Origin of the sequence: Pseudomonas fluorescens (genome assembly GCF_902497875.1) — a bacterium.
GTDB lineage: Bacteria > Pseudomonadota > Gammaproteobacteria > Pseudomonadales > Pseudomonadaceae > Aquipseudomonas > Aquipseudomonas fluorescens_BR.
The window spans coordinates 71,198-90,145 of sequence record NZ_CABVHY010000023.1 but is presented as its reverse complement, the minus strand read 5'-3'; the positions used below and the strand labels follow the sequence as shown (position 1 = coordinate 90,145).

Sequence of the window (18,948 nt, the reverse complement as noted above, 5' to 3'; positions counted from 1 at the left end):
GCCAAGTGTCCGGCTACAGTAAGCTCTTTGTCGACTAAGGCTTTGTGCATGACTTTTTTGCGCCCTACCCTGCTGACGCTCGCTTGCCTGCTCGCCTCACCGGGCTTCGCCGACGACCTGCCGTCACTCGGCGACGCCAGTTCTGCCATCGTCTCGCCGCAACAGGAACACCAATTGGGCCGTGCCTGGCTGGCGCTGTTGCGCAGCCAGGTGTCTCAGCTCAACGACCCGCAACTCAAGGATTACGTCGAAACCAGCGTCTATAAATTGGTAGAGACCAGCCAACTCAACGATCGGCGCCTGGAATTCATTCTGATCAACAGCCCGCAACTCAACGCCTTTGCGGCGCCGGGCGGAATTGTCGGAGTCAATGGCGGGCTGTTCCTCAGCGCTCAGACCGAAGGCGAATACGCCTCGGTACTGGCTCACGAATTGGCTCACTTGTCGCAACGCCACTTTGCTCGCGGCGTAGAAGCCCAGCAGCGCATGCAGGTGCCGATGATGGCCGCGTTACTGGCAGGGATCGTAATCGCCGCCGCCGGCGCCGGTGACGCAGGCATCGCCGCGATCGCCGGTACTCAGGCCGCCGCGATTCAGGAACAACGGCGTTTCTCGCGACAGAACGAGCAAGAAGCCGACCGGATCGGCATTCTCAACCTGGAAAAAGCCGGTTACAACCCGCGCTCCATGCCAACCATGTTCGAACGGTTGATGCGCCAGTACCGCTTCGACGCCAAGCCACCAGAATTCCTGCTGACTCACCCAGTCACCGAATCGCGGATCGCCGACACCCGCAACCGCGCTGAACAAGCCAGGCCGGGCGGCACCGAAGACAGCCTGCGCTATCAGCTGATTCGTGCACGGGTCCAGCTGGTCTATGAAGAAACCCCTGGCCTGGGTGCCAAACGCTTTCGCGCCCAGCTCGATGAAAATCCGAAGGACGACATCGCGCGCTACGGCTTGGCGATCGCCCAGATCAAGGGCGGACAATTGAATGAGGCTCGCGAGAACCTCAAGCAGCTGCTGGCCAAGTCACCGAATGACATCACCTATAACCTGGCGCAGGTCGACCTGGACATCACCAACAATCGCCTGCCGGATGCCCAGTCGCGGGTGGATCGGATGCTGACGCAATATCCCGGCAACTACCCGCTGAACGATGTGCGAGTCGACTTGCTGCTCAAGCAGAACCGCCCCGCCGATGCTGAGAAAGCGCTCGATAATCTGCTCAAGAGTCGCCCGGATGATCCGGATGTCTGGTACATGGTGGCGGAAACCCGCGGGCTGTCCGGCAATATCATCGGCCTGCATCAGGCCCGGGCCGAATACTTCGCGCTGGTCGGCGACTATCGTCAGGCCCTCCAGCAACTCGATTTCGCCAAGCGCCGGGCCGGCACCAACTTCCCGCTGTCTTCAAGAATCGATGCGCGGCAGCGGGAGTTGATGGAGCAGGAGCAAATAGTCAAAGACATGATGCGTTGAGTGTTGTGGGAGCGTGGCTTACCACGATATCGAGGCTGTACCGGGTTGGTGTAGGAGCTGCCGCAGGTTCGGGCCGCGTTCGGACGATCTTTTCGAGCCACCCGAACCTTGACTGACTCGCGTCAAAGCCCACAAAAAAGCCCGTCTCTTTCGAGACGGGCTTTTTAATGTCGCAAATAAACAGTTACCCGGTTATTCCGCCAGTTTGAAGGTGATGAAGCTGGCCCGACCCTGACGCAGAACGCGCATCGATACCGAACGATTCTTCGGCAACGCCTTGGCGATCTCGGTGAAGTTCTTGGTCGAAGTGATCGCCTGATTGTTCAGGTGAGTGATCACATCGCCCGGCTGCAGGCCGATCAAGGCAGCAGGACCGTCCTGAATTTCCTTGATGACAACGCCACCCTTGAGGTCGTTGGCCTTCTTCTGTTCTTCGGTCAGTTCAGCCACCGCAACACCCAGACGGTTACTGCTGCGCTCGACGCCGGATTTAGGCAGGGCGTCCAGTTCTTTGCCTTCTTCCGGAATTGCGCCGACGGTCAGCTCGACGCTTTTACGTTTACCCTCACGGATGACTTCGAGATTGGCCTTGGCGCCGGCCTTGAGTGCACCCACCAGGTGCGGCAGATCCGCAGACATGACGATCGGTTGATCATTCATGCTCAGGATCACGTCACCCACTTGCAGACCGCCCTTGGCTGCCGGACCGTCATCCTGGATCTGCGCCACCAGCGCACCGGCCGGCTTCTCCAGACCGAAGGACTCGGCCAGGTCTTTACTCACTTCCTGGATCACCACACCCAGCCAGCCGCGGCTGACTTTGCCGCCGCTCTTCAACTGATTGGAAACGTCCATCGCCACATCGATCGGAATGGCGAACGACACGCCCATGAAACCGCCGGAACGGGTATAGATCTGCGAGTTGATGCCGACCACTTCACCCGCCAGGTTGAACAGCGGACCGCCGGAGTTGCCCGGGTTGATCGGCACGTCGGTCTGGATGAACGGCACATAGTTTTCATTCGGCAGGCTACGACCGATGGCGCTGATGATGCCCTGGGTCACGGTATGGTCGAAACCAAACGGCGAGCCGATTGCCACTACCCACTGCCCGGCTTTCAGGTCCTGGGATTTGCCCAGTTTCAGCACCGGCAGGTCCTTGCCTTCGATTTTCAACAGCGCCACGTCGGAACGTGGGTCAGTGCCGATCAACCTGGCCTTCAATTCACTGCGATCGGCAAGACGCACGATGATTTCATCGGCATCGGCGATCACATGGTTGTTGGTCAGGATGTAGCCGTCATTCGAGATAATGAAACCCGAGCCCAAGGATTGAGCTTCGCGTTGACGATCACGGGGCGAACGTGGCTGCGGGGGCATACCGCGCTCGAAAAACTCCCGCAACATCGGCGGCAGGCCTTCCAGATCAGGCATCTGAGAACCTGAGACCTTGCGATCGGGCAGTTTTTGCGTGGTGCTGATATTAACTACCGCGGGCGAGGCTTGTTCGACCAATTGCGTGAAGTCCGGCAGCTCAGCCGCCTGGGCGGCGAGCGTCTGACCGAGCAACAACACGGTGGCGACAATGGATAAATAAGACTTCAAGCATGGAATCGACATACGGCTCCCGTTACGACGAGCATGGTTAAGCGATATGGAGCAAGAACACCGAGGAAATATACGCCGGTACTTTTGTTCCGGAAACAACAAACAAGGCCAGAGCCGAGGGACTCTGACCTATAAAAAAATTCCGGGTTTTTTGCAAATTGAAATGCTCACCAAACATTTCGCCAGCTCAATCGAGCGCTCAATTGTGGAGTCGGCATTGACGACCTCTTGCACAACCGACAAGCGTTTTGGTGAGCATTAATTCAACAGCTCACTGCTTGGACGCAGTGGCATCGTTGCGCATCGAAAGCGCAATCCGTTCAGCAGTGCCAATCGGAATTTCACCGACCACGGTCACCATCACCACACCTTGCGCGGTGGTCAGGCGCCGCGAGACCGCGGCAGTCGGCCCCAACTGCGTTCGAGTATCGGTGACCACCTCACCGTTCAAAGGCTCGAGGAACACCGAGAACCGCGCCAGGCCATCGTCATACATCAGACTATTGACCAGGGTCTTGGTCTCCGAATCCCTGTGTGCAGAGCTACTGGTCAGTTCAAACCCTGGCGGTAGCCATTCGGAATGCCAGACCTGGGTAACCTTCACCGCGGCAGCCTTGTCACTGTCCAGGGCTAATGGCTTGCACTCGGCACTGGCCTGCAGTTGATTGTCGCTGGGCACGTCGGCTGTATTGAGCTGGGTAAACTGGAAGCGTTCAAGCAACTGACCCTTGTCATTCAACAGCAATGACTTCAACGGCAGACCCGTTTCACGGTCCAGGTGCAGTTCAAACCCGTATCGATGCTGATCGCGAGGCTTCAGCGAGACAATCACCGCCGTTCGACCGGCCACGCGCGACTTGCCGATAACGGCAAGGTCATACCAATTCTTGAGCTTTTGAGGATCCATTGTGCGAGAGGAGGAGCTGGGGGTATCCCCAAGCCCTGCTATCAGAGTGCCGCTGACGCATTGAGTATGCCCATCAATGCGCACGACTTCCTGAGCCGAGCCGTCGAGCTGAAGCAAACGCTCGCGGACCTTGCCATCCTGGACGCGATGCCAGATGTTATGGGTAGAAAAACTACCGTTACGCTCGTAGACGAAAGTACCGTGGAAACTTTGCTGTTGCTCGGCCTGGCCCAGACGGGTCAACCAGTCCTGGGCTTCGTCGGCATGGGCTGGAACAATGAACCAGCCACCGAGCAGAAGCGTAAGTAGAGGTATGGCGCGCATGATCCTCCTTAATTAGCGATTTTCCAGGCTTGCCGCACGGGCATAAGGCAGAGCGCTTTCAGTGCCTTTGAGTGCAGCTTGTTGCGCATGTTGGCGCAAGTAACCTGGCAAACGCTGATTGTGCCAGCCTGGCTGAGCTTGAAGTACGCCGTTGGCCATAGGACCAGTGGCTTCCGAACCCTCACTATAGCCTGCCAACACAGCCGGACCCTTGACTTGTGGAACAGCCAGGCCTGGTTGAGCCGATTGCTGAGCCAGTTCGACGCCGGCGATCTCATCCTGGTTGTACAGACGCACACCGGCCAGTACTGCAACAGTCACCGAAGCGGCAACCGCCAGACGACCGAGGCTGCGCCATGGACCGCGTGTTGCCTTGGCAGGCACGGCTTCGTCAGCCAGAGCGGCAGAAACGGCCGCAGCGATGTCCAGACGAGGGAGCAACAAATCTTTGTGCATGACCGCACGAGCGACTTGGTAGCGAGCCCAGGTATCACGGGTTTCCACATCGTCAAAGGCATTCAATACCCGACGTAATTCAAGTTCGTCCGCTTCGTTATCCATCACTGCGGACAGCGATTCCTGCAGGGCTTCACGACTCATGGCGGTTTCCTCTCTTGGCTGTCGCCGCTGTCTCGGTTAATCCTGCAACAATGGCTGCAGGGCTTTATCGATGGCTTCCCGAGCGCGGAAAATCCGGGAGCGCACGGTACCCACCGGACACTGCATGACGCTCGCAATGTCCTCGTAACTCAGACCATCGAATTCACGTAAAGTTAAGGCCGTACGTAAATCTTCTGGCAGTTGCTGAATGGTTCGATGGACGGTGCCTTCGATCTCATCCCGCAGCAATGCACGCTCTGGTGACTCGAGATCCTTGAGGCCATGATCGCCGTCGTAAAACTCCGCATCTTCAGAACTGACATCGCTATCCGGCGGCCGGCGGCCGCGTGAAACCAGATAGTTCTTCGCCGTATTGATGGCGATGCGGTACAGCCACGTATAAAACGCACTGTCGCCGCGAAAATTACCAAGTGCACGGTATGCCTTGATAAAGGCTTCCTGTGCGACATCCTGGGCTTCATGGGTGTCGTGCACGAAACGCACGATCAACCCGAGAATTTTGTGCTGATATTTCAGCACTAACAGATCGAAAGCTCGCTTGTCGCCACGCTGAACGCGCTCTACAAGCTGCTGATCCTCTTCCTGGGTTAGCATGAACACTCCTCGTTAAACCCGCAGGAGGCTTGCATTCCCAATCGATCAACCTTGCAAACATAGACTCGGGCTTTTCGCAAAAGTTCTCCCCCTCCAAGCAAGTTTCCTGCGCGCTCTGATTTGGCACGCACGAAAAGCGCAGCTCGGACAAAAAGCCGGCTGCGCGAATAATCTTGTCGTCGAATTCAGCTGCAAGGACTGGTATGCCGGTCCCGCATGATTTCGACGCTGCCCCCTTCCTTCGGGCAACCTTCTATTGAGCCTGTCGGATCAGCAAAAGTTCCCATTATTTATAGCCTTGCGGTACGTATAGTGTGAAATCAAGAAGAGAAAAGAGTTGGTTCGTCCTCGATACAGTCGTGTAATCGTCGATTTAACTGGTAAATCGACCGGCGCCTGCTCAAGCTGAGAACATCCTTTCAGCCACAGTAGTCTCACAATGCCACGACTGCCTGGCTATTGTGCCGATCCACCCCTCTATATACTAGTGGGCTGTGTGGCTGCCTGACTCGCCGATCCAGGTGTCTTGCGCCAACCCCGACCCGGGTCGCATTGAGCGGAATCCTGAAATGAGCCAACAGTTTCAACACGATGTTCTGGTGATTGGCAGCGGCGCTGCCGGTTTGAGCCTTGCGCTGACCTTGCCCGGTCACCTGCGCATTGCCGTACTGAGCAAGGGCAACCTCGCCAACGGCTCGACTTTCTGGGCCCAGGGCGGTGTTGCCGCCGTATTGGATGACACCGACACCATTGAGTCCCATGTCGATGACACCCTCAATGCCGGTGGCGGCCTGTGCCATGAAGATGCAGTGCGCTTTACCGTCGAGCATAGCCGCGAGGCCATTCAGTGGCTGATCGATCAGGGCGTGCCCTTCACCCGCGACGAACAATCCGGCACCGAAGACGGCGGATTCGAGTTCCACCTGACCCGCGAAGGCGGTCACAGTCACCGGCGCATTATCCATGCCGCCGATGCCACCGGCGCGGCCATTTTCAAGACGTTGCTGGACCAGGCAAAACAACGGCCGAATATCGAACTGCTGGAACAGCGGGTCGCCGTCGATCTGATCACCAAAAAACGCCTGGGCCTGAAGGGCGATCGCTGCCTCGGCGCCTACGTACTCAACCGCGGCACCGGCGAAGTCGACACTTACGGGGCACGATTCACCATCCTGGCCTCCGGTGGCGCGGCGAAAGTCTATCTCTATACCAGCAACCCCGACGGAGCGTGCGGTGATGGCATCGCCATGGCCTGGCGTTCGGGTTGCCGGGTGGCGAACCTGGAATTCAACCAGTTCCACCCAACCTGCCTGTATCACCCGCAAGCCAAGAGCTTTCTGATCACCGAGGCCCTGCGTGGTGAAGGTGCGCACCTGAAGCTGCCCAACGGCGAACGCTTCATGCAGCGCTTCGACCCTCGAGCCGAACTGGCGCCGCGGGACATCGTCGCCCGCGCCATCGACCATGAGATGAAACGCCTGGGCGTTGATTGTGTGTACCTGGACATCAGCCACAAACCGGAAGCGTTCATCAAGAGCCACTTTCCGACCGTGTATGAGCGCTGCCTGGAATTTTCCATCGACATCACCAAACAGCCGATCCCGGTTGTTCCGGCGGCGCACTATACCTGCGGCGGGGTGATGGTCGATCAACAGGGTCGTACCGATGTGCCAGGTCTGTACGCAATCGGCGAAACCAGCTTCACCGGCCTGCACGGCGCCAACCGCATGGCCAGCAACTCGTTGCTGGAGTGTTTCGTCTATGCCCGCTCGGCAGCGGCAGACATTCTTGAGCAACTGCCGCATATTCGGGACTCTCTCGCCCTGCCCGCCTGGGATGCCAGCCAGGTTACCGATTCCGACGAAGACGTGATCATTGCGCACAACTGGGATGAGTTACGCCGTTTCATGTGGGACTACGTCGGGATCGTGCGCACCAACAAGCGCCTGCAACGGGCCGAGCATCGGGTGCGCCTGCTGCTGGATGAGATCGATGAGTTCTATAGCAACTATAAAGTCAGCCGCGATTTGATCGAGTTGCGCAACCTGGCCCAGGTTGCCGAGCTGATGATTCGCTCAGCCATGGAGCGCAAGGAAAGCCGCGGCCTGCACTACACCCTCGATTACCCGGACATGCTGCCGGTCGCCCTCGACACTATTCTGGTGCCGCCCACCTACGCCGACTGAACTTGAGTCGAACCCGCAGGCGTCGGTGCACATCCGCCGTCTGCGAGTCATGTGGCACGCAGATCGCCCGCACCCGCCGCTCACCACGCAGACGAAAGCGCAACACCACGATCAGCGGCAAGGCCAGGCTGTCGGGGCGCAGCTGCACCGGCTGCCAGCCATGGGCGACACTCCACAGTTGCCAGCCGTCGGCATCCCGGCGCAAACCGCGCAAAGACGAAGGATGAGTCAACAGAATCTGCCGAGGCAGCGCCCACAGGCCATGGGTCAGGCACAAGGCAACCCCGGGCAGGCTCGCCCAGATCGGTATGGATAGCAGCCACAGCGAACCCAGCGCGAACAGCTGGGCCAGGAGATAAGCCGCCAGCAACTGCCTTGAGGCATGCCAGCGGCATTCGAAATGATTACTTGGGCTGGACACGATCCAGAATCATTCGGACCATGCGCTGCAGCTCAGGATCTTCCGATTCGGCGCGTTCCATGAACCAGCCGAACATGTCCTGATCTTCGCATTCGAGCAGCCGGGTGTAGCATTCGCGGTCTATGGCATTCAGGTGTGGATAGACCTCTTTCACGAATGGCACCAGCAATACGTCCAGCTCAAGCATGCCGCGGCGGCTGTGCCAATAGAGGCGATTCAGTTCAACATCTTCGACCATGGAGCGCTCCTCAAATAGAGCGCAAGTATACAGCCCGAGGCGCAGACGAACACTCGGCGTTGGTCGGCCATCCGCTATCCTTTGTTAACTACCCATTTCAAGGGCGCCCCCTTATGATGTCCTCCAGACTTTTTGACCTGCGATGACCCATGGCTGATTCTGCTTTTTTCTGCACCTTGTCTCATGAAGGCGTTCTCGCCGTTCGTGGCCCGGACGCCAGCAAGTTCCTTCAGGGGCAACTGACCTGCAACCTCAATTACCTGAGCGACACCCAGGCCAGCTTGGGTGCCCGTTGTACTCAGAAAGGTCGCATGCAGTCGAGCTTTCGCATCCTGGCGCAAGGCGATGGCTACCTGCTGGCGATGGTCACCGAGCTGCTGGAGCCGCAACTGGCCGACCTGAAAAAGTACGCGGTGTTCTCCAAATCGAAATTGACTGACGAAAGTGCTGCCTGGGTTCGCTTCGGCCTCGGCCAGGCGGATGCCGCACTGAGCGCGCTGGGGCTTGAGCTGCCAGCGGAAACCGATGCCGTAGTACGCGCCAATGGCCTGATCGCGATTCGCGTATCCCCTGACAGAGCCGAGCTCTGGGCGGCGGCAGATCAAGCCCAAACCCTGCGCGACCAATTGTCCGCGCAACTGGTCGAGGGCGATCTGAATCAGTGGCTGCTGGGGCAGGTTCGCGCGGGCATTGGCCAGGTCATGGCCACTACCCGCGAATTGTTCATCCCGCAGATGCTCAACCTGCAAGCCGTCGGCGGCGTGAGCTTCAAGAAAGGCTGCTACACCGGCCAGGAAATCGTCGCGCGCATGCAGTACCTGGGCAAACTCAAGCGTCGGCTGTATCGACTGCAACTGGACGCCAGCGAACTGCCAGAGCCCGGTGCCCAGTTGTTTTCCCCGACCCACGGCAGTTCCATCGGCGAAGTGGTGATTGCCGCCCAGGCCGGGCAAGGCATTGAACTGCTGGCCGTGCTGCAAGCCGAAGCGGCTGAAGGTGGCATCATCCATCTTGGCGCGCTAGAGGGGCCTGCCCTGCAACTGCTCGATCTGCCTTACCAGCTGGACCGTGATCGCGAAATCCAGCGTTAATTGCAGCACCCTTTTGCACCACCCAAGGGTCTGTTGACGTTTGGTGACGACCGCGACGGGTCAACAGACCCTAGAGAACAGAAATGAGCGAGCTGGCGGAAAAAGTCCAACAGGATTTGGTTAAGGCCATCTATAACGATGACCTGGTTCTGCCAACGTTACCGGAAGTGGCCCTGAGGATTCGCCAGGCCGCTGAAGATCCGGACATCAGCGTCAGCACCCTGAGCAAGGTGATTGGCCGCGATACCGCGCTGTCGGCGCGCCTGATCAAAGTGGTCAACAGTCCGTTGCTGCGGGCGGCCCAGGAAGTGACCGACCTGCATACCGCGGTCAACCGGCTGGGCGTCAACTACAGCAGCAACCTCGCCATCGGCCTGGTCATGGAGCAGATTTTCCATGCCCGCTCGGAGGTAGTGGAACAGAAAATGCGCGAAGTCTGGCGCAACAGCCTGGAGGTGGCCGGGGTCAGTTATGCCCTGTGCCGCAGCCATACCCAATTGAAACCGGATCAAGCGGCGCTCGGCGGACTGGTGCACCAGATCGGTGTACTGCCGATCCTGACCTACGCCGAAGATCACTATGAGCTGCTCTCGGACCCGATCAGCCTCAACCATGTGATCGAACACATTCATCCATTGCTTGGCGACAAGCTGCTCAGCGTCTGGGAGTTTCCGGAAATGCTGGTGAAGTTGCCCGGACAATACCTGGACTTCCAGCGCCAGTCAGAGCAGCTCGACTATGTCGATCTGGTGCAGATCGCGACGCTGTACTGCCATAAAAATACCGGGCACCCGCTGGCCAGGATCGACGTTATCAACGTGCCGGCCGTCAAAAAGCTCGGCATTGACCCCGAAAACAAAGTGATGTGCAGCGATCTGGAAGAGGCGCGGTCGATGTTTTATTAACACCGGACTTTTGCATCAAGGCTTCTGTCGATTTCGCGGGCAAGCCCGCTCCCACAGGTCTTGCACAATCCTTGTGGGGAGCGGGCTTGCCCGCGAAGAGGCCCTCACTAATACCGTAAAACCTCAGTCCTCCCTTGCAACAAAACTCACCCGCACCTTCAACCCTGCCTGCGCGCCATCGTGCAGGCTGATCTGTGCCAGATGGGCGCGGCAGATTTCCCCGACAATCGCCAGGCCCAGGCCTGAACCCGCACCCTGCCGGCTGCTTCGGTAAAAACGCTCGAACACCCGATCACGCTCCCCCTGAGGAATCCCCGGCCCGTCATCTTCGACCTCGAGCACCGCCGGGGCTGTCACCCGCAGGATCACATTGCCGCCCGGCGGGGTATGGGCCAAGGCGTTATCCACCAGGTTGCTCAAGAGCTCATTGAGCAAGGTCGGCTCGCCCCGCAACCACACCGGTTCATCCGCCTCGAGCGCCAAGGCAACGCCACGGGCGTGAGCCAGCGGCGCCATCGCCATCCCCAATTCACGGGCCAATTGGCTGAGGTCGAGCAATTGCGCGCCGCCTTCGGCAATCGCCCGGGCACCGTTTTCGATTCGGGCCAGCGAGAGTAATTGGTTGGCCAGATTAGTCAGCCGGTCGGTGCCCTGGGCGGCGCTTTCCAGTGTGCTGCGCCAGGTCCCGGGTTCCGTCGCGCGCAGACCCAACTCCAGCCGCGCCTTGAGCGCCGCCAATGGCGTGCGCAGCTCATGGGCAGCATCGGCAATGAACTGCGCCTGACGCTCGAACTGCCCGCGCAAGCGCTCGGTAAAATGGTTCAGCGCACGCACCAGCGGCCACAGCTCGTGTTGCACCTCCACCAGCGGCAGAGGCCGTAAATCATCCGGCTGGCGCTCTTCCACCGCCGTGCGCAAGCGCTCCAGCGGCCGCAACGCCGCGCTGACCGCAAACCACACCAGCATCAGGGCGCCGATCGCCAGCATGCCCAGGCGCAGTAAGGTATCGGCCGCCAGACTGCGGGCCATACTGACCCGTGCCTCGTCCGTCTCCGCCACACGAATTTCCGCCATGCCGTTCATATTCGGCTCGCTGACAGCCTTGAGCAGGCTCACCACCCGCACGTTCTGCCCTTGGTATTTGGCGTTATAAAAACGCGCCAGCGCCGGATAATCATCAGTGCGCGGCGTACCGGGCGGCGGCCCGGGCAGGTTTTCGTAGCCGGAAATCAGCTTCTGGTGAATGTCGTTGACCTGGTAATAAATCCGCCCGGCGCTGTCGTAGGCAAAGGTGTCGAGCGCGACATAGGGCACATCGGCGCTGAGGCTGCCGTCGCGCTGGGACAGGCCGGCGGCAATGGTTCGCGCCGAGGCCAGCAAGGTTCGGTCATAGGCGGTGTCGGCGGCTTCCCGACCATTCCAGTAAGCGCTCAAACCACTGGCCAGCATCAATACCACCAGCAGCAGCGCGAGGTTCCACAGCAATCGCCAACGCAGACTGCTGGGCTTATGCATCGCGGGTTTCCAGCAAGTAGCCAAGCCCTCTGAAGGTGACGATTGCCACCGACTGACCATCGAGTTTCTTGCGCAGGCGGTGGACGTAGATTTCGATCGCATCGGGGCTGGCCTCTTCGTCGAGGCCAAACACCTGGGAGGCCAGTTGCTCTTTGCTCATCACCCGACCGGGCCTGGCGATCAAGGCTTCAAGCACCGCCTGCTCACGGGAGGTCAGCGTGAGCAAGTCATCACCCAGGGTGAAGCGTCGGGTGTCCAGGTCATACACCAGGCCCCCGCAACGCTGCTGCCGCTCGCCGCCGAGCACACTGCGACGCAGCAGTGCCTTGACCCGCGCTTCCAGCTCAGTGAGTTCGAAGGGTTTGGCCAGGTAATCGTCGGCACCGAGGTTGAGCCCATGGACCCGATCCTTGACGTCGCTGCGGGCAGTCAACATCAGCACCGGCAGGTTTTTCCCGCGCCCGCGCAATCGCGCCAGCACCTCGAAACCATCCATGCGCGGCAAGCCGACGTCGAGGATAACCACCGCGTATTCCTCGCTGCTCAGGGCCAGGTCGGCGGCCACCCCATCGTGCAGCACATCGACGGTCAGGCCGGTGCTTTTCAGCGCCTGGGCGACACTTTCGGCCAGCTGCAGATGGTCTTCGACGAGAAGAACACGCATGGATTTGTACCTCGTTCAGGGATGGACGACGCCACTCTTTGGCGCGGAGTTTACAGCCGCATCCGTCGCTGTGAAGCCTGGAAATATTCAAAGTCTGTTGAAAGGTTAGCGAAAGGTTGGCCCGTTAGAGTCCAGCTACGGACAGTTTCGACTGCCGTGACCATTTGAAGGGTAGTGACCGAAAAACGCCTCGAAGCGTTTTCGCCAATAAGAACAATAACGGAGTATTTCACCATGCTGTCCATGCAGCCACAGGCTCGCCCGCCTGCCCGCTTATCCCGCCTCAGCCAGACCGCCCTTGCCAGCGCCACCGCCCTCGCGAGCTTTTCGCCGCTCAGCCACGCCGCCTTCTTCGAAGACAGTAGCGCCACGCTGGAAACCCGCAACATGTATTTCAACCGCGATTTTCGCGATGGCACCAGCGCCCAGCAATCCAAACGTGACGAATGGGCCCAGGGCTTCATGCTCAACCTGCAATCGGGTTACACCGAGGGGGCTGTAGGCTTCGGCGTCGACGCGCTGGGCATGCTCGGCGTCAAGCTCGACTCCAGCCCCGACCGCACCGGCACCGGCCTGTTGCCGACCCACGATGACGGGCGTGCCGCCGACGAGTACTCCAAGCTCGGCCTGACCGGCAAGGTGAAGATCTCCGCCACCGAGCTGAAGATCGGCAGCCTGATCCCGGAGTTGCCGATCCTCAAGGCCAACGATGGGCGCATCCTGCCGCAGACCTTCGAGGGCGGTCTGCTGACCTCCAAAGAATTCAAGAACCTGACCTTTACCGGCGGGCGTCTGAACAAGGCCAAGGATCGCGATGACAGCAATTACGAGGAGATCGCCCTCAACAACAAGAACGGCCGCTTCGTATCCGGTGCGACCGGCGAGCATTTCGATTTCGGCGGCCTGGATTACACGTTCACCGACAAGATCACCGGCAGCTACCACTATGCCCAACTCGATGACGTCTATAACCAGCATTTCCTTGGCGTCGTCGCCTCGCAACCCTTCGGTCCCGGTACGTTCGCCACCGACCTGCGCCTGGCCATCAGTGACGACCAGGGCGCGGCCCGTGGCGGCAACATCGACAACAAATCCCTTAACGGCCTGGTCAGTTATGCCTTGAACGGGCATAAACTCAGCGCCGGTTATCAGCACATGTCCGGCGACAGCGCCTTCCCCTATGTCGATGGCAGCGATCCGTACCTGGTCAACTTCGTGCAGATCAACGACTTCGCCGAAGCCGAAGAACGCTCCTGGCAAGCCCGTTACGATTATGACTTCGTCAAGCTCGGCATTCCCGGTCTGAGTTTCATGAGCCGTTACATCAGCGGTGACAACATCAAGCTGAAAAACGGTGACTCGGGCAAAGAGTGGGAGCGTAACAGCGAGATCAAATATGTCGTGCAAAGCGGCACCCTCAAGGACGTTGCGGTGCGCCTGCGCAATGCCACCTACCGCTCCAACTACTCGGCCCGCGACGCGGATGAAGTGCGTTTGCTGGTCAGCTATAGCGTTGCCCTTTGGTAATTGATTCGATCGCCAAGGGCAGAAGATCGCAGCCTGCGGCAGCTCCAACCAAAACAAAAATTTCTCTGGAGACCACAATGAATTTATCACTGCGTAAAGTTGCTCTAGCCGCCAGCTGCCTACTGTTTGCCGGCCAATTACTTGCCGAGCCAAAGCGCCCGGAATGCATCGCCCCGGCCTCGCCGGGCGGCGGTTTCGACCTGACCTGCAAACTGGTGCAAAGCGCGCTGGTCAACGAAAAACTGCTGAGCAAACCGATGCGCGTGACCTACATGCCCGGCGGAGTCGGTGCGGTGGCTTACAACGCGGTGGTCGCTCAGCGTCCGGCCGATGCCGGCACCCTGGTGGCCTGGTCCAGCGGTTCGCTGCTGAACCTGGCCCAAGGCAAGTTCGGCCGCTTCGATGAGAGCGCCGTGCGCTGGCTGGCAGCAGTCGGCACCAGCTATGGCGCCATCGCCGTGAAAAGCGACTCGCCCTACAAAAACCTCGACGATCTGGTCCAGGCGTTGAAGAAAGATCCGAGCAAAGTGGTGATCGGCTCCGGCGGCACCGTCGGCAGCCAGGACTGGATGCAGACCGCGCTGATCGCCAAGGCCGCCGGGATCAACCCGCGCGACCTGCGCTATGTCGCCCTCGAAGGCGGCGGTGAAATCGCCACCGCCCTGCTTGGCGGCCACATCCAGGTCGGCAGTACCGACATCTCCGACTCCATGCCGCACATCCAGAGCGGTGACATGCGCCTGCTCGCAGTGTTCTCCGACAAGCGTCTGGACGAGCCGGAAATGAAAGACATCCCGACCGCCAGGGAACAGGGCTACGACATCGTCTGGCCGGTGGTGCGTGGTTTCTACCTGGGGCCAAAGGTCAGCGACGAAGACTACGCCTGGTGGAAAGACGCCTTCGACAAACTGCTGGCCTCGGAAGACTTCGCCAAGCTGCGCGATCAGCGTGAACTGTTCCCGTTCGCCATGACCGGCCCGGAACTGGACACCTACGTCAAGAAACAGGTCGCCGACTACAAAGTGCTGGCCAAAGAGTTCGGCCTGATCCAGTGATCGCCACTGTCTAGCGGTTGCGCCCCTCATCAGGGGCGCGGCCCAGGAGTTCCCCATGCTCTTACAACGCATTTTCGCTTCGGTGCTGCTACTGGCCTGCATTGGCCTGGCGCTGATGGCGTGGCCGTATCAGGCGGCATTTTCCTACGAACCGGTCGGCCCTCGGGCCTTTCCCCTGCTGATGCTCGGCCTGATGGGGTCGGGCCTGCTGTACATGATCTTTCGCCCGGCCCCCATTGTGCACAGTGAAGACGATCCGCAACTGGACCGTGAAACCCTGACCAAGATCGGTATCTGTGTGGTGCTGTTGCTGGTGTTCGCCGGGACTTTCGAACCCCTCGGGTTCATCATTTCCAGCATCCTGATCGGCATTCCGATGGCGCGTCTGTACGGCGGTCGCTGGTTGCCCAGCGTGGTGATCATCAGCCTGATGAGTATCGGTTTGTACCTGCTGTTCGACCGCGTGATGGACGTGCCACTGCCTTTGGGCCTGCTCGACGTTCTGGAGAATTGATATGGATACCCTGAATTATCTCGGCCAGGGCTTCGGCGTTGCACTGACACCGTACAACCTTGTGACCGCGCTGTGCGGCACCCTGATCGGCACCGTGGTCGGCCTGCTGCCGGGCCTGGGCCCGATCAACGGCGTGGCATTATTGATCCCGATCGCCTTCGCCCTTGGCCTGCCACCGGAGTCAGCTCTGATCCTCCTGGCGGCGGTGTACCTGGGTTGCGAATACGGTGGCCGGATCAGCTCGATCCTGCTGAACATTCCAGGCGAAGCCTCCACCGTGATGACCACCCTGGACGGTTACCCGATGGCTCGCCAGGGGCTTGCCGGCGTTGCACTGTCGTTGTCGGCCTGGAGTTCGTTCATCGGCGCCTTTATCGCCACCTGCGGCATGGTGCTGTTCGCGCCGCTACTGGCGAAATGGGCGATTGCCTTCGGCCCGGCGGAATACTTCGTGCTGATGGTCTTCGCCATTGTCTGCCTCGGCGGCATGGCCGGTGACCGTCCGCTGAAGACCTTCATCGCCGCGCTGATCGGCTTGTTTCTGTCCAGTGTCGGAATCGATGCCAACAGCGGCGTCTACCGTTTCACCGGAGATAACATCCACCTCACCGACGGCATTCAGTTCGTGGTGCTGGTACTGGGCTTGTTCTCCATCAGCGAAATCCTGCTGTTGCTGGAAAAAACCCATCGCGGCCAGGAAGCGGTGAAAGCCACCGGCCGGATGATGTTCAACTTCAAGGAAGCGGCGTCGGTGTTTACGGTGAACATCCGTTGCGGCGTTCTGGGCTTCATCATGGGGGTGTTGCCGGGTGCCGGCGCGACCCTGGCCAGTGCCGTGGCCTACATGACCGAAAAACGTATCGCCGGCGCCAGCGGCACGTTCGGCCAGGGCGACAAGCGTGGCCTCGCGGCACCTGAAACCGCCATCGGCGGTGCTGCCTGCGGCGCATTGGTGCCCATGCTGACCCTCGGCGTTCCAGGCTCCGGCACCACTGCGGTGATGATCGGCGCGCTGTCGCTGTACAACATCACCCCGGGCCCGCTGCTGTTCCAACAGCAACCGGACATTGTCTGGGGTCTGATCGCTTCGTTGTTCGTCGCCAACGTCATGCTGGTGATCCTCAATATTCCGATGATCCGTATCTTCACTCGCATCCTCGCCGTGCCGAACTGGGCACTGGTGCCAGTGATCGCAATCATTACCGGCATCGGCGTCTACGCGGTCCATGCCACCACGTTCGACCTGTTCCTGATGATCGGTATCGGCATCTTCGGTTACATCTTGCGCAAGCTGGACTTCCCATTGTCGCCGGTCTTGCTGGGCTTCATCCTCGGAGGCCTGATGGAGCAGAACCTGCGTCGGGCGCTGTCGATTTCCAATGGTGCGCTGGAGATCCTCTGGTCGAGTCCAATCACCTTCGGCGTCTGGGTGCTGACGGCGATCATGCTGTTGATGCCACTCCTGCGGATCTGGCGCAAACGCTCGGTCGCCCGGCGCGCTATCGCCGATGTCTGATCGAACACCCTTCAAAGCCTGGTGGGGAACCCCGCTGGTCGGTCTGCTGGGCGGTTACCTCGCCAGCGAGATCGGCTGGCCGCTGCCATGGATGGTCGGCTCGTTGCTGGCGATCATCCTGGTGCGCTGCCTGACACCCTGGCAACTGGCGGAAATCCCTGGCGGGCGCAAATGCGGCCAGTGGATCGTCGGCATCGGCATCGGCCTGCACTTCACCCCGGTGGTGATCGAGCAGGTCATGCGCCACTTCGGTCTGATCTTCTTCGGTGCACTGGTCACCAGCCTGTCCGCGGTGGTCGGGGTCTGGTTGATGCGGCGTAGCGGGGAGGACCGCGCGACCGCTTTTTTTTCCAGCATGCCCGGCGGTTCCGGGGAAATGGTCAATCTCGGCGCACGCAATGGCGCGGTGCTCAGCCGTGTTGCGGCGGGGCAGAGCCTGCGGGTGCTGGTGGTGGTGCTGTGCGTGCCGGCAGCGTTCAAGTATTTCCTTGGCGACGGTGCGCCGGTTTTGCATCCGGCAACCGTCGACTGGTTATGGCTGGCCACCCTGTTCCCCGCGGGTGCCCTGGCCGCCTGGCTCTGGCAGCGTCTTCGGCAACCCAACCCCTGGCTGTTCGGACCGCTGCTGGTGAGTGCGGCGGTGAGCATTGGTTGGGACCTGCATATCGGCTTGCCCAATGGTGGCAGCCAGATCGGCCAGTGGCTGATCGGCAGTGGCCTGGGCTGTCACTTCAATCGGCAGTTTTTCCGTCGCGCGCCATCGTTCATGGGTCGGACCTTGATCGGCACGGCATTGACCATGCTGATCGCGGCCCTGGCGGCGTTCGGTCTGAGTGCCCTGACTCAGCTGGATCTACGCTCGCTGACCCTGGGCATGATGCCCGGCGGCATTGCTGAAATGAGCCTGACCGCCGAAACCCTGCAACTGTCGGTGCCGCTGGTAACGGCGATGCAGGTGATGCGATTGCTGTTTGTGTTGTTTCTGGCGGAACCGTTGTACAGGTATTGGGAAAGATTGCCGGAGAAGACCTGAGGCGAACACTTGTGGCGAGGGAGCTTGCTCCCGTTGGGTCGCGAAGCGGCCCTAAAATCTGCAATCCCGTTGTGTCAGACACACCGCATTCTCAGGTTTTACGACTGCTGCGCCCGAGCGCGGACCGGCCGGCGGGGGCAAGCCCCATAGGCGCTAACCAAATCTCAAGAGATAGTAGAATCTGATTCACCAAGCAAAGTGAGCAGCAGGGAAAGCAAGCGTGACACAAAGACTGGATGAAGATTGGCCGAAGCTGTTGGCGCTATTGCCGCAGGGATGGGAAGCCAAGGCAAAAGAGCTGGGAGCGCTGAAGTTCGGTCGCCGCTTCAGCGGCCCGGAGAGTTTATTGCGCACGTTATTGATGTATCTGAGCGCTGATTGCTCGATGGTCGAAACGGTGGAACGCGCGCGCGCTGGGGACTGGGTGGAGCTATCGGACGTTGGCCTGCTCAAACGGATCAATAAATCGGGTGCATGGCTGGGCTGGATCACTGAACAGTTGATCCAGCAGGCACCGACCGTGGCGATGAAATGTCCGGCGCTGCAGGGGCGCAGATTGCTTGCCGCTGACGGCAGTGTCGTGGCAGAGCCGGGAGCGGCCACATCGACATGGCGACTGCATTACACGATGGACGTCAGAACGCTGCGTTGTTGCGAAGTGCAAGTGACGCCGTCCAAAACAGGCGAATCGCTGGCACAGTTTTCGGTGCAACAGGGCGATGTGTTCATTGCGGACCGGGGCTTTGC

General features: G+C 59.9%; 17 protein-coding genes and 1 pseudogene. 10 read left to right on the top strand and 8 right to left on the bottom strand.

Annotation, left to right across the window (positions count from 1 at the left end; all coding sequences use genetic code 11):
* The first annotated feature begins 48 nt into the window (after window positions 1-48).
* Complete coding sequence (locus F8N85_RS22180; RefSeq protein WP_150805657.1) at window positions 49-1,482, top strand: M48 family metalloprotease; 1,434 nt, start codon at window positions 49-51, stop codon at window positions 1,480-1,482.
* A gap of 192 nt (window positions 1,483-1,674) precedes the next feature.
* Here the strand turns inward: F8N85_RS22180 and F8N85_RS22175 are convergent, their stop codons facing one another.
* From F8N85_RS22175 to rpoE, 4 genes are all read right to left on the bottom strand, one after another.
* Window positions 1,675-3,102 (bottom strand): DegQ family serine endoprotease, encoded by a 1,428-nt coding sequence (locus tag F8N85_RS22175; RefSeq protein WP_150805656.1) that lies wholly within the window; start codon window positions 3,100-3,102, stop codon window positions 1,675-1,677.
* A 259-nt stretch (window positions 3,103-3,361) separates the two neighbouring features.
* Complete coding sequence (locus F8N85_RS22165) at window positions 3,362-4,321, bottom strand: MucB/RseB C-terminal domain-containing protein (protein WP_150805654.1); 960 nt, start codon at window positions 4,319-4,321, stop codon at window positions 3,362-3,364.
* Window positions 4,322-4,333: 12 nt separating this feature from the next.
* Window positions 4,334-4,921 (bottom strand): sigma-E factor negative regulatory protein, encoded by a 588-nt coding sequence (locus F8N85_RS22160; protein WP_150805653.1) that lies wholly within the window; start codon window positions 4,919-4,921, stop codon window positions 4,334-4,336.
* 36 nt (window positions 4,922-4,957) lie between these two features.
* Window positions 4,958-5,536, bottom strand: coding sequence for an RNA polymerase sigma factor RpoE (rpoE, locus tag F8N85_RS22155; RefSeq protein ID WP_150642086.1), 579 nt, complete (start codon window positions 5,534-5,536; stop codon window positions 4,958-4,960).
* 569 nt (window positions 5,537-6,105) lie between these two features.
* Between rpoE and nadB the strand changes: the two genes are divergently transcribed.
* Window positions 6,106-7,722 carry an L-aspartate oxidase gene (nadB, locus tag F8N85_RS22150; protein WP_150805652.1) on the top strand — a complete coding sequence of 539 codons (1,617 nt, stop codon included), beginning with the start codon at window positions 6,106-6,108 and terminating at the stop codon, window positions 7,720-7,722.
* On the opposite strand, the gene F8N85_RS22145 is transcribed toward nadB, so the two are convergent.
* Together F8N85_RS22145 and F8N85_RS22140 are read right to left on the bottom strand one after the other, a co-directional pair.
* Window positions 7,691-8,143, bottom strand: a complete 453-nt coding sequence (locus tag F8N85_RS22145) for a protein YgfX (RefSeq protein ID WP_150805651.1) — start codon at window positions 8,141-8,143, stop codon at window positions 7,691-7,693. The genes nadB and F8N85_RS22145 overlap by 32 nt on opposite strands.
* A complete protein-coding gene (locus F8N85_RS22140; RefSeq protein WP_150805650.1) occupies window positions 8,127-8,381 on the bottom strand; it encodes a succinate dehydrogenase assembly factor 2 in 255 nt (84 codons plus the stop codon). Before F8N85_RS22140 ends, F8N85_RS22145 begins: the two co-directional genes overlap by 17 nt.
* 149 nt (window positions 8,382-8,530) lie before the next feature.
* On the opposite strand from F8N85_RS22140, the gene F8N85_RS22135 reads away from it, so the two are divergent.
* Together F8N85_RS22135 and F8N85_RS22130 are read left to right on the top strand one after the other, a co-directional pair.
* Window positions 8,531-9,472, top strand: coding sequence for a YgfZ/GcvT domain-containing protein (locus F8N85_RS22135; protein ID WP_150805649.1), 942 nt, complete (start codon window positions 8,531-8,533; stop codon window positions 9,470-9,472).
* Between the two features lie 83 nt (window positions 9,473-9,555).
* Complete coding sequence (locus F8N85_RS22130; RefSeq protein ID WP_150805648.1) at window positions 9,556-10,377, top strand: HDOD domain-containing protein; 822 nt, start codon at window positions 9,556-9,558, stop codon at window positions 10,375-10,377.
* A 123-nt stretch (window positions 10,378-10,500) separates the two neighbouring features.
* Here the strand turns inward: F8N85_RS22130 and F8N85_RS22125 are convergent, their stop codons facing one another.
* Together F8N85_RS22125 and F8N85_RS22120 are read right to left on the bottom strand one after the other, a co-directional pair.
* Complete coding sequence (locus F8N85_RS22125; RefSeq protein WP_150805647.1) at window positions 10,501-11,892, bottom strand: sensor histidine kinase; 1,392 nt, start codon at window positions 11,890-11,892, stop codon at window positions 10,501-10,503.
* Complete coding sequence (locus tag F8N85_RS22120; RefSeq protein WP_150642080.1) at window positions 11,885-12,556, bottom strand: response regulator; 672 nt, start codon at window positions 12,554-12,556, stop codon at window positions 11,885-11,887. The genes F8N85_RS22125 and F8N85_RS22120 overlap by 8 nt, the downstream gene beginning before the upstream one ends.
* A gap of 234 nt (window positions 12,557-12,790) precedes the next feature.
* On the opposite strand from F8N85_RS22120, the gene F8N85_RS22115 reads away from it, so the two are divergent.
* The 6 genes and pseudogenes from F8N85_RS22115 to F8N85_RS22090 form a co-directional block, all read left to right on the top strand.
* Window positions 12,791-14,083, top strand: a complete 1,293-nt coding sequence (locus F8N85_RS22115; RefSeq protein ID WP_150805646.1) for an OprD family porin — start codon at window positions 12,791-12,793, stop codon at window positions 14,081-14,083.
* Window positions 14,084-14,160: 77 nt separating this feature from the next.
* Complete coding sequence (locus F8N85_RS22110; RefSeq protein ID WP_150805645.1) at window positions 14,161-15,138, top strand: Bug family tripartite tricarboxylate transporter substrate binding protein; 978 nt, start codon at window positions 14,161-14,163, stop codon at window positions 15,136-15,138.
* Window positions 15,139-15,193: 55 nt separating this feature from the next.
* Window positions 15,194-15,652 (top strand): tripartite tricarboxylate transporter TctB family protein, encoded by a 459-nt coding sequence (locus F8N85_RS22105; protein WP_150805644.1) that lies wholly within the window; start codon window positions 15,194-15,196, stop codon window positions 15,650-15,652.
* Window position 15,653: 1 nt separating this feature from the next.
* Window positions 15,654-17,168: a tripartite tricarboxylate transporter permease gene (locus tag F8N85_RS22100; RefSeq protein ID WP_150805643.1), complete on the top strand. Its 1,515-nt coding sequence runs from the start codon at window positions 15,654-15,656 to the stop codon at window positions 17,166-17,168.
* Complete coding sequence (locus F8N85_RS22095; protein WP_150805642.1) at window positions 17,161-18,201, top strand: AbrB family transcriptional regulator; 1,041 nt, start codon at window positions 17,161-17,163, stop codon at window positions 18,199-18,201. Before F8N85_RS22100 ends, F8N85_RS22095 begins: the two co-directional genes overlap by 8 nt.
* Before the next feature lie 220 nt (window positions 18,202-18,421).
* A pseudogene (locus F8N85_RS22090) lies at window positions 18,422-18,948 on the top strand (hypothetical protein); the annotation flags it as partial.